Source organism: Rhizobium sp. 10N427 (assembly GCF_056394605.1).
Genome location: NZ_JBFTID010000017.1, coordinates 50134 through 61484, shown reverse-complemented (window position 1 = coordinate 61484; position 11351 = coordinate 50134). Strand labels below are relative to the sequence as shown.

Sequence of the window (11351 nt, the reverse complement as noted above, 5' to 3'; positions counted from 1 at the left end):
TTATCCGCAGCTACCCAAAGAGGATGAAGACCGTGCTCATTTCGCAGATCAAGGGTTCGAACGGAGAGATCATCGTCGCCGTGCGCGAGCCGGGCGGTGCAGCGAAAGCCGTGAAGAATGCAGGCAGCGTCTATGCGCTGGCGATGGAAGCGGCAAACGCCGGCAAGTCCCTCGTTTCGGTCATCGAGGCGCATGGCCTCGGCGATGCCGTCGATCTGGAGAAGGCTTACGCCGATGGCAGCTTCCTGCCGCCGATCACCCATCCCGACGCCGCCCACCTGCATCTGACCGGCACCGGCCTGACGCATCTGGGCTCGGCCGCCACCCGCGACAGCATGCACAAGAAGACCAGCGAAGCCGCTGAGGAAACCCTCACGGACTCGATGAAGATGTTCAAGATGGGCATCGAGAACGGCAAGCCGAAAGCAGGCGAAAAGGGCGTGCAGCCCGAGTGGTTCTACAAGGGCAACGGCTACGGCGCTGCGGCACCGGGCGCTCCCCTGGTCTCCCCCTCCTTCGCGCTCGATGGCGGCGAAGAGCCCGAAATGGCCGGCATCTACGTGATCGCCGAAGATGGCTCGCCGTTCCGCATCGGCTTTGCGCTGTCGAACGAATTTTCCGACCACGTCACCGAGCGGATCAACTACCTCTACCTCGCCCATTCCAAGCTGCGTCCGGCGAGCTTCGGCCCGGAAATCCGCATCGGCGTTGCCCCTGAGGATATCCGCGGCACCTCGCGCATCAAGCGCGGCGGCAAGGTGATCTTCGAAAAGCCGTTCCTGTCGGGTGAAGCGAACATGTCGCACACCTTCGCGAACCTCGAATACCATCACTTCAAATACGGCCTGTTCCGCGTACCGGGCGACGTTCACGTCCACATGTTCGGCACGGCGACCCTGTCCTTTGCCGACGGCATCAAGCCGGAAGCCGGCGACGTCTTCGAAATCGAGGTCGCCGAATTCGGCCTGCCGCTGAAGAACCCGCTGAAAATCGACGCCGAAGAAGAAATCGTCGTCAAGCAGCTCTAATTTCCCATGACCCGGCTGCCGCTACGGCCGGGTCATTTTTCATAAAAGGTAAAGGAGGCTCGCGAGCCCATGACCATTTATCAGAACCTGATCGCCGGCGAATGGATCGGCACCAATGCGACGAAGAACATCAATCCGTCGGACACCAACGAAGTCGTCGGCCTCTATGCCGATGGCTCCGCCGAAGACACCAGGAACGCCATTGCCGCCGCCAAGGCCGCCTTCCCGGCCTGGTCGCGCTCCGGCATCTGGGAACGCCACGTCATCCTGAAGAAGACGGGCGACGAGATCATGGCCCGCAAGGACGAGCTCGGTGCGCTGCTCGCCCGCGAAGAGGGAAAGACCCTTCCGGAAGCCATCGGCGAAACCATCCGCGCCTCGCAGATCTTCGAATTTTTCGCAGGCGAAGTGCTCCGCCTTGCCGGCGAGATCGTCCCCTCGGTGCGCCCGAATATCGGCGTCGAGATCACCCGCGACCCGCTCGGCGTCATCGGCATCATCACGCCCTGGAACTTCCCGATCGCCATTCCGGCGTGGAAGATCGCCCCTGCCCTCTGCTATGGCAACACCATCGTCTTCAAGCCGGCGGAACTCGTTCCGGGCTGCTCCTGGGCGATCGTCGATATCCTGCACCGCGCAGGCCTGCCGAAGGGCGTCCTCAACCTCGTCATGGGCAAGGGCTCGGTCGTCGGCCAGGTCATGCTCGACAGCCCGGATGTTTCGGGCATCACCTTCACGGGATCGACCGGCACCGGCAAGCGCGTCGCTGCCGCCTCGATCGAACATAACCGCAAGTTCCAGCTGGAAATGGGCGGCAAGAACCCGATGGTCGTTCTCGACGACGCCGACCTGACGGTCGCCGTTGAAGCTGCCGCAAACTCCGGCTTCTTCTCCACCGGCCAGCGCTGCACCGCGTCGTCGCGCCTGATCGTCACCGAAGGCATCCACGACAAGTTCGTTGCTGCACTGACGGAAAAGCTGAAGACCATCGTCGTCGACAACGCGCTGAAGCCCGGCACCCATATCGGCCCCGTCGTCGATGAGCGTCAGCTGAAGACCGACACCGATTACATCGAGATCGGCAGACAAGAAGGCGCCAAGCTCGCCTTCGGCGGCGAAACCATCACCCGCGAAACGCCCGGCTTCTATCTGCAGCCGACGCTGTTCACCGAAGCGACCAACCAGATGCGCATCTCGCGCGAAGAGATCTTCGGACCTGTCGTCTCCGTCATCCGCGTCAAGGATTACGAAGAAGCGCTGGCTACCGCCAACGACACTCCGTTCGGCCTGTCCTCCGGCATCGCCACCACCAGCCTCAAGCATGCGACGCATTTCAAGCGCAATGCCGAAGCCGGTATGGTGATGGTCAACCTGCCGACCGCAGGCGTCGATTTCCACGTTCCGTTCGGCGGCCGCAAGGGCTCTTCCTACGGCCCGCGCGAGCAGGGCAAGTACGCCGCCGAATTCTACACAACCGTCAAGACCAGCTACACGCTGGCCTAAGACATCTCTTGGCGTTCCGGGCCGTGCGAGGCGGTCCGGCGCCCTTGAAGGACAGAGACTATGTTCAAGAAAGCGGAATGGCCGCGCAAGCTTCGGTCGCAGGAATGGTACGGCGGCACCAGCCGTGACGTCATCTATCACCGCGGCTGGATGAAGAACCAGGGACATCCCCACGACCTGTTCGACGGACGTCCGGTCATCGGCATCCTCAACACCTGGTCGGACATGACGCCGTGCAACGGCCATCTGCGCGAGCTTGCCGAAAAGGTGAAGGCCGGCGTCTGGGAAGCCGGCGGTTTCCCGATGGAAGTGCCGGTGTTCTCGGCCTCCGAAAACACCTTCCGCCCGACGGCAATGATGTACCGCAACCTTGCCGCATTGGCGGTCGAGGAAGCGATCCGCGGCCAGCCGATGGACGGCTGCGTGCTGCTCGTCGGCTGCGACAAGACCACGCCGTCGCTGATCATGGGCGCGGCCTCCGTCGACCTCCCCTCCATCGTCGTCACCGGCGGCCCGATGCTGAACGGCTATTTCCGCGGCGAGCGCGTCGGGTCCGGCACGCATCTCTGGAAGTTCTCCGAAATGGTGAAGGCCGGCGAGATGACGCAGGCCGAGTTTCTCGAGGCCGAGGCCTCGATGAGCCGTTCGTCGGGCACCTGCAACACCATGGGCACCGCCTCGACCATGGCGTCGATGGCCGAAGCCCTCGGCATGGCTCTCTCGGGCAATGCAGCGATCCCCGGCGTCGATAGCCGCCGCAAGGTGATGGCGCAGCTGACCGGCCGCCGCATCGTGCAGATGGTCAAGGACGACCTGAAGCCCTCCGACATCATGACCAAGCAGGCCTTCGAAAACGCCATCCGCACCAACGCGGCCATCGGCGGCTCGACCAATGCCGTCATCCACCTGCTTGCCATGGCCGGCCGCGTCGGCATCGACCTGACACTGGACGACTGGGATCGCTGTGGCCGCGACGTGCCGACGATCGTCAACCTGATGCCGTCGGGCAAATACCTGATGGAAGAGTTCTTCTATGCCGGCGGCCTGCCCGTCGTGCTGAAGCGCCTCGGCGAAGCCGGTCTCCTGCACAAGGATGCGCTGACCGTCTCCGGCGAAAGCATGTGGGATGAGGTCAAGGACGTCGTCAACTGGAACGAGGACGTCATCCTGACGGCTGAAAAGGCGCTGACGCAGTCCGGCGGCATCGTCGTCGTACGCGGCAACTTGGCGCCGAAGGGCGCCGTGCTGAAGCCATCCGCCGCCTCCCCGCACCTGATGGTCCACCGCGGCCGCGCCGTCGTCTTCGAAGATATCGACGACTACAAGGCGAAGATCAACGACGACAATCTCGACATTGACGAGACCTGCGTCATGGTCATGAAGAACTGTGGTCCGAAGGGCTATCCGGGCATGGCCGAAGTCGGCAACATGGGTCTGCCGCCGAAGGTGCTCAAGAAGGGCATCACCGACATGGTGCGCATCTCCGACGCCCGCATGTCCGGCACTGCCTATGGCACCGTCGTCCTGCACACCTCGCCGGAAGCCGCCGTCGGCGGCCCGCTGGCGGTCGTCAAGAACGGCGACTTCATCGAGCTCGACGTCCCCAACCGCCGCCTGCACCTCGACATTTCCGAAGAGGAACTGGCAAAGCGTCTCGCCGAATGGAAGCCGCACCACGACCTGCCGACCTCGGGTTACGCCTGGCTGCACCAGCAGCACGTTGAGGGCGCCGACACCGGCGCCGACCTCCACTTCCTCAAGGGATGTCGTGGCAGTGCTGTCGGCAAGGACAGCCACTAGCCAACCATGTCTTGAACATGATGGAAGGCGGGGCGAAAGCTCCGCCTTTTCTTTGTGAGCGGAAAGCCTATCTGGAACGAACCAGAGCCAGAACCGTTAGCGGTCATGGAGAGCGCCATGCCCGGAATACGAAAGCTGATTGTGCTGAGTGCCTTCAACAGGGATTCCGAAGGTGGTTTGACACCGGCCTTCGAACCACGCCGGATGAAACAGGAACACACGGCCGTCTATGTCGCCCAGACGCTCGTCAACGATTACGCCGGCGTGGTCGTGTGGACGCGCGAATCCAATGTGGCGATCGGCGAAGCAGGACCCTCGGTGATCCTGTTTCAGTCCGGGCAGATACCGGAATTCGAATAGCGGCGGCTCCTGCCTCTGCTCGAATCCGGCAGACAGGGGCACCATGACCGTCTACGCCGTCAGACACGTAACGCACTATAGCTACAAACGCCCTGTCACCTTCGGCCAGCATCGCGTGCTGTTCCGGCCGCGCGACAGCTTCGATCAGCGCCTCCTCGATGCGACGATTGCGATCATACCCAAGCCCGCCAACATTCGCTGGATCCACGATGTCTTCGGCAATTGCATTGCCCTTGTGGACATGGCCGGACCGTCTGATCACCTGCGGTTCGAGACCAACATCCGCCTGGATCACACCGCGCAGGTTCCTCTCGATCTGGAGATCGACACCGAGGCTCTGACCTATCCCTTCGCCTATGACGAGGAGGAAATGCCGGATCTCGATTGCACGATCATCCGCCGCTACCCCGACCCCGAAAATGAGGTTGCGCATTGGGCACGCCAATTCGTCGGCACCGAGCCGGCGGCGCGTACAGGGCATATCCTAATGACGCTCTGCTACGCGATCCGCCAGAGCTTCTCCTACGCGCGCCGCGTCGAGCGCGGGACGCAGACCCCCGTTCAGACATTGCAGAAGCGCCAGGGCACATGCCGCGACTTCGCGCTGTTGATGATGGAGGCAGCCCGCTCGCTCGGCTTCGCGGCCCGCTTCGTCACCGGCTATATCTATGTGCCCGACCGTGACGGCTCGACGACGCTCGGCGGCGGCTCGACGCATGCGTGGTGCCAAGTCTATCTCCCGGGCGCCGGATGGGTCGAGTTCGACCCAACCAACGGCATCGTCGGAAACCAGGATCTCATCCGTGTCGGCGTCGCGCGCGACCCGGTTCAGGCCATCCCGCTATGGGGCAGCTATGATGGCGATGCCGGCGATTTCGGCGACATGACCGTGCAGGTCAACGTCACCACCGAGCCTGGATCGTCCTAGAAGCATCGGCGCTATGGAACCGATCGACTGCAGTGGCGTTCCCAGATGGCCCGCTGACGGGTGTCAACCCGCTCCGCAAAGGACATTCCATGAAGATCCACGCTGGTTTTACGATTGGCTATGAATGCGTTCAGCCTACCCCGATGCTTTTGGTGCTGAACATCCATCCCTCGCGGCGGGGTGACCTGCTGACGGAGCAACCGCTATCGTTCAATCAGCCGATCGATGCCTGGGGCTATACCGACACGTTCGGCAACGCCTGCACACGCATCGTCGCCCCGGCGGGGCTGACGACGATCTCGACCGAATTCGACATCTACGATAGCGGCCAGCCGGATCTCGTGCCTGTCGATGCCGCGCAGCACGACATCAAGGATCTCCCCGATGACATCCTGGTCTTCCTGCTCGGCAGCCGCTATTGCGACACCGATAGGCTTGCCGATTTTGCCTGGAAGACCTTTTCCGGCACGCCGCTCGGCTGGGCGCGGGTCCAGGCGATCGCCGATTTCGTGCACGGCCATATCCGCTTCGACTACATGAATGCCGACTTGCTGCGAACTGCGCATGGCGGCTACACGGACAGAACCGGCGTGTGCCGCGACTTCGCGCATCTCGCCATCACGCTCTGCCGCTGCATGAACATCCCGGCGCGCTATTGCACCGGCTATCTCGGCGATATCGGCGTTCCCAGGGATCCCGCACCGATGGATTTCAGCGCCTGGTTCGAGGTCTATCTCGGCGGCCACTGGCATACGGTCGATGCTCGCCACAACACGCCGCGCATCGGACGCATCCTGATGGCAACCGGCCGGGACGCCACCGACGTTGCCCTATCGACCGCTTTCGGCCCGGCCAAGTTGGCGCAATTCGAGGTCGTCACCGACGAGATCCCGGCCGCCGGCGATATCGCGCCGCCGCCGGGTGCGGCCATCAACTCTGGCTCTGGCTTTGCCCCTGCGCCTTATCTTCCACCTTCACCGTAACCGTCAGCGTCTCGCCCGGCATGCCGATGCGCATGCCGGAGACAGGTGCAGCATCCCGGTAGCAGAGGCCAGACGCGGTGCGGACGTAGCGGGCGTCGGGGCAGATCTCGTTTGCCGGATCGAAGCCGACCCAGCCGAGACCGGGAATGTGGGCCTCGCCCCAAGCATGCGTTGCCGCCTGCTCGACCTTCTCTTCCATCATCAGATAGCCGGAGACGTAGCGCGCCGGCACTTTCAACGCCCGGGCAGCCGAGACGAAGATATGGGCGTGGTCCTGGCAGACGCCGCTCTTTCGTTCCATCGCCTGCTCGGCGGTGGTTTCGCTATCGCTGGTGCCCGGCTTGTACTCGACGGCCTCGTGGATCGCCGCCATCAGGGCGTGCATGCGGGCGAGCTCGTTGTCGCCGCTGACGCCCTTGATCAGCTCCTTGATCAGCTTGCCGGGCTTCGTGCGCGGCGTATCGCGCAGAAACAGCCAGAGCGGGCAGAAGCCGGTATGCGGACCGGAGACTCCATTGCGGTCATCGGTCTCGACCTCGCCTTCGGCAACGATCCGCGTCACCTTCTGCGCGCCTTCGAGCGACACCAGGTTCACATGATTGCCGAACTGATCGTCATACTCGACCTCGGGTGTGGCGCCCTCGACATCAAGCGACCAGTTGATTACCTTCTGCCCGAAAGCGCTCGGCGGTGTCAGCCGCAGCCGCTGCAACGAGAATTGCGCCGGTTCATCATAGCGGTATTCGGTGACGTGGCTAATCTTCAGTCTCATCTCTTCACCGCCTAAACATAAAACCGGTAGCCGTTGGTGATCTCGACGTTGAGCGAATTGTTGCGGTTGACGAACTCCTCGAGGAATTCGTGTAGCCCCTGATCGATCACGTCCTTGATCGCCCGCGAATGCAGCGAGGCGCGGATAGCATCCGCGGTATCATGCGCCCTCAGCCGCTCGCCGCCATAACTGCGCGAGATATAGCCGAGATTGCTGACCACCTTCTCGTAACAATAGGCGAGAGACCGCGGCATCTGCCCGTTGAGGATCAGGAAGTCGGCGATATTCGCCGCCCGATATTCGTCGTCATAGGCCCAGCTGTAGGAGCGATGCGCCGAGACCGAGCGCAGGATCGATTCCCACTGCACGTTATCGACCGACGAGCCCACCTGCGAAACAGAAGGCAGCAGCACGTAATATTTCACGTCGAGAATACGCGCCGTGTTGTCGGCGCGCTCGATGAAGGTGCCGATGCGGGCGAAGTTGTAGAGCTCGTTGCGCAGCATCGAGCCGTGGAACGCACCGCGGATCAGCCCTGCACGCCGCTTGATGACATCGATGACTTCAGGCAGCTCCGCCGCCTTCAGCCGCTTCGAAAGCAGCGTTTTCAGCTCGATCCAGCATTCGTTGGTCGCTTCCCAGGTCTCGCGCGTCAGCGCCGTGCGCACCATGCGGGCATTGTTCCGGCCGCTGTCGATGCAGGCCATGACGCTCGACGGATTGGAAAGGTCGCGCAACAGATAATCGATCGCATCGGCGCTCGTCAGCTTCGTATGGCCCTCGTCATAGGCCTCGCGAACGCCCGCGCTTTGCAGCACGCCATCCCAATTGTCATCACCCGTCCCGCTACGCGTCAGCGACATGCGCAGGCCGGCATCGACGAGACGCGCGATATTTTCGGCGCGCTCGATGTAACGGAACATCCAGTAGAGGCCGTTTGCAGTTCTTCCGAGCATCAGTCCTCCAGTACCCAGGTGTCTTTGGTGCCGCCGCCCTGGCTGGAATTGACCACCAGCGAACCCTGCTTCAGCGCCACGCGGGTCAGCCCGCCCGGAATGATCTGGACCTTGTCGGAGACCAGCACATAGGGACGCAGGTCGACGTGACGCGGCGCGATCCCCTTGTTGACCAGGATCGGCACCGTCGACAGCGACAGCGTCGGCTGGGCGATATAGTTGTTCGGCCGCGCCTTCAGTTTCTCGGCAAAATCCGCCCGCTCCTTCTTCGAGGCCGTCGGACCCACCAGCATGCCGTAGCCGCCGGAGCCGTGAACCTCCTTGATGACCAGTTCCTCGATATGCTCCAGCACATATTTCAGGCTCGATGGTTCCGAACAGCGCCAGGTCGGCACGTTCTCGAGGATCGACTTTCGCCCGGTATAGAACTCGACGATCTCGGGCATGTAGGAATAGATCGCCTTGTCGTCGCAGATGCCGGTGCCAGGCGCGTTGGCGATGGTGATGTTGCCGGAGCGGTAGACGTCCATGATGCCCGGAATGCCGAGCGCGGAATCGCTGCGGAAGGTCAGCGGATCGAGGAAATCGTCATCGACGCGGCGGTAGAGAACGTCGATCGCCTCGTAGCCGCGCGTCGTGCGCATCTTCACCTTGCCGTCGATGACGCGCAGGTCCGAACCCTCCACGAGCTCGACGCCCATCGTATCGGCAAGGAACGAGTGCTCGTAATAGGCCGAGTTGTAGATGCCCGGCGTCAGCACCGCCACACGCGGCCTGCCCTTGCAGCCGGGAGGCGCGAGCGATGCCAGGCTCTGGCGCAGCAGATAGGGATAGTCCTCGACGCGCTGCACCTTGTTCTCGTGGAACAACTCCGGGAACATCTGCATCATCGTCTCCCGGTTCTCCAGCATGTAGCTGACACCGGAAGGCGTACGCGCATTGTCCTCGAGCACGTAGAACTGGTCTTCGCCGGTGCGCACGATGTCGGTGCCGACAATATGCGTATAGACACCGCCCGGCGGCCGGAAACCGATCATTTCAGGCAGGAAGGTGACGTTGTTCTCGATCAGCTCACGCGGAATGCGCCCGGCGCGGATGATCTCCTGCTTGTGATAGATATCGTCGAGGAAGGCATTCAGCGCGATGACGCGCTGCTCGATGCCCTGAGCGAGCTTGCGCCACTCTCTTCCTGAGATGATGCGGGGGATGATGTCGAAGGGGATGAGCTTTTCGGAGGAGTCTGCATGTCCGTAGACTGCGAAGGTGATGCCGGTTTTCCGGAAGATGTTTTCCGCATCGCGGGATTTGGCAATCAGATGCGCCCTGTCCTGGGCATTGTACCACTCGAAGTATTTCTCATATGGCTGACGCGGACTTTCGTCCCCGGTAATCATTTCATCAAATGCCAAAGGTGTGGCTCCCCTTTTTTGTTCATTTGAATACAACGCAAATGGCAATGCAAGAACCATGCTCAGTTCGCGGGCAAGATTCGTAAAATCGTCTGAAACCCCGAAAAGCGCCGAAAAACTGGGCATTTAGAGAAGGATGGCGTGATGCGCGAAAGTTTCAATCGCCACCGCCGGCACAAAATATAAGCAATTGATGATTTTACGGTCGAGAACCCGATTCAATTCTCGGCAGCAGCAGGAAAGGGAAAGGTGGCCCTAAGCCGACCGCTCCAATCCCACCTGGCTGACACCACCCAGAATATCCTCGTCGAGAAGCGCCAGCGCACGGCCGAGATGCCCCTCGAAAACCAGGTTGGTCTCGTCGGCAACGACGCGCAGTTCGGGCATCCCCTCCATGCGCACCACATGCGATTGCCCCAGCCCTTCCTCGATGCCCTGGCGCAACAGATCGTAGTAGCGTGTCCCGGGCCCGGTGATCGCCACCGGCATGCGCTCGGTGAGGCTGAGCATCCGCGACAGGCCATTGCCGAGCGCCAGTCCGGCCTGCCGGAAGGCAAAGGCCGACATGCGGTGGCCCTGGCGGGCGCGGGCGGCAATCTTGTCGAGTTCCCCGACCGGCACGAACTTGGCGGGAATGGTATCGAGCGGCACTTCGAAGGCGGTGCGCAGGATGGCGTAGAAGCCCGCATGCGCCTCGATACAGCCCTTGGACCCGCAGCGGCAGAGCCCGCCATTCGCCAGATGCAGCATATGGCCGAAATTCGGCGCCGAGATTTCTTGCCCGCCATCGGCGCCGCGCCGGACTATTCCGAGGCCGATGCTGTGGCCGAGGGAGAGAGCTGCGAGCGAACGGAAATCCGCCCCCTTCACATTCTCCTCATGCGCGCCAAGGGCAGCGGCAACCAGCAGGGTCTCGTTGTCGAGGATCACCCGCGCCCGCCATTCCGGCCGCAGCAGCGTCTCGAAATCGATCTGGTCGGTGCCGAAGATAGGCGACCACAGCAGCACCGGTTCGGCGGCGTTGACGAGCCCCTTGCTGCTGATCGAGATCAAGAGCACCCGCTCCTGGGCAATCCGCGACCGCTCGAGGATGCGGGCAAGACCTTCCTTGACGGCTTCAGCAAAAACCGCAGCCCCGGCCGGATCATGCGAGCGCCCCTCGCTGAAACGGTCGATCAGCTTGCCGGCGTAATCCACCAGCGAGAACTGCACGGCATCGGATGAGATGATGACGACGATCAGATAGCCGCAATCGCGCCGCGGCCTGAACAGCACGCGCGGCCGCCCGCGGCCGCTCGCCGCCTGCTGCTCCGAGCGCTCGATGATCTCCGACTTCTCGAGATCCGCCGTGATCGCCGAAACGGTCGCCGACGACAGCTTGGTGAAGTCAGATATCTCGGTATGCGCGAGCGCGCCGTGGCGGCGCAGGGCAGCGAGAACCAGCCCGCTATTCCTTTGCCGGACCGACTCCGTGCTCGATTTGGTCAGCATAAAGCCGCCCTTCCCCCGCTTCCGCCCTCGTTTCACAGGCCATCTCCAACAACTTATGCGTGATGGATGATTCTGCCGGTAGTGGCCTGTTGACAGTTGAAAAAATCTCTGACACTTAATT

Annotated in this window: 10 protein-coding genes; 6 read left to right on the top strand and 4 right to left on the bottom strand. The window is 62.3% G+C overall.

Annotated elements, in window-relative coordinates; all coding sequences use genetic code 11:
- The first annotated feature begins 32 nt into the window (after window positions 1-32).
- The 6 genes from araD1 (at window position 33) to AC1DIJ_RS26280 (ending at window position 6602) form a co-directional block, all read left to right on the top strand.
- Window positions 33-1028 carry an AraD1 family protein gene (gene araD1, locus AC1DIJ_RS26305; protein WP_162706077.1) on the top strand — a complete coding sequence of 332 codons (996 nt, stop codon included), beginning with the start codon at window positions 33-35 and terminating at the stop codon, window positions 1026-1028.
- Window positions 1029-1097: 69 nt separating this feature from the next.
- Window positions 1098-2531 (top strand): aldehyde dehydrogenase family protein, encoded by a 1434-nt coding sequence (locus AC1DIJ_RS26300; protein ID WP_112390241.1) that lies wholly within the window; start codon window positions 1098-1100, stop codon window positions 2529-2531.
- A gap of 60 nt (window positions 2532-2591) precedes the next feature.
- On the top strand, window positions 2592-4331 hold the full coding sequence (gene araD, locus AC1DIJ_RS26295; RefSeq protein WP_112390240.1) for an L-arabinonate dehydratase: 1740 nt from the start codon (window positions 2592-2594) through the stop codon (window positions 4329-4331).
- A 117-nt stretch (window positions 4332-4448) separates the two neighbouring features.
- Window positions 4449-4691, top strand: coding sequence for a hypothetical protein (locus AC1DIJ_RS26290; protein ID WP_112390239.1), 243 nt, complete (start codon window positions 4449-4451; stop codon window positions 4689-4691).
- 43 nt (window positions 4692-4734) lie between these two features.
- Window positions 4735-5619 (top strand): transglutaminase-like domain-containing protein, encoded by an 885-nt coding sequence (locus AC1DIJ_RS26285; RefSeq protein ID WP_112390238.1) that lies wholly within the window; start codon window positions 4735-4737, stop codon window positions 5617-5619.
- An 89-nt stretch (window positions 5620-5708) separates the two neighbouring features.
- Window positions 5709-6602: a transglutaminase-like domain-containing protein gene (locus AC1DIJ_RS26280; protein ID WP_112390237.1), complete on the top strand. Its 894-nt coding sequence runs from the start codon at window positions 5709-5711 to the stop codon at window positions 6600-6602.
- Here AC1DIJ_RS26280 and AC1DIJ_RS26275 read toward each other — a convergent pair.
- From AC1DIJ_RS26275 to AC1DIJ_RS26260, 4 genes are all read right to left on the bottom strand, one after another.
- Entirely contained in the window at window positions 6550-7374 is an 825-nt protein-coding gene (locus AC1DIJ_RS26275; RefSeq protein ID WP_112390236.1) for a transglutaminase-like domain-containing protein, read from the bottom strand. The genes AC1DIJ_RS26280 and AC1DIJ_RS26275 overlap by 53 nt on opposite strands.
- Before the next feature lie 11 nt (window positions 7375-7385).
- Window positions 7386-8330, bottom strand: a complete 945-nt coding sequence (locus AC1DIJ_RS26270) for an alpha-E domain-containing protein (protein WP_112390235.1) — start codon at window positions 8328-8330, stop codon at window positions 7386-7388.
- Window positions 8330-9739, bottom strand: a complete 1410-nt coding sequence (locus tag AC1DIJ_RS26265; protein ID WP_112390234.1) for a circularly permuted type 2 ATP-grasp protein — start codon at window positions 9737-9739, stop codon at window positions 8330-8332. The genes AC1DIJ_RS26270 and AC1DIJ_RS26265 overlap by 1 nt, the downstream gene beginning before the upstream one ends.
- 255 nt (window positions 9740-9994) lie before the next feature.
- Window positions 9995-11230 carry an ROK family transcriptional regulator gene (locus AC1DIJ_RS26260; protein WP_112390233.1) on the bottom strand — a complete coding sequence of 412 codons (1236 nt, stop codon included), beginning with the start codon at window positions 11228-11230 and terminating at the stop codon, window positions 9995-9997.
- Window positions 11231-11351 lie beyond the last annotated feature (121 nt).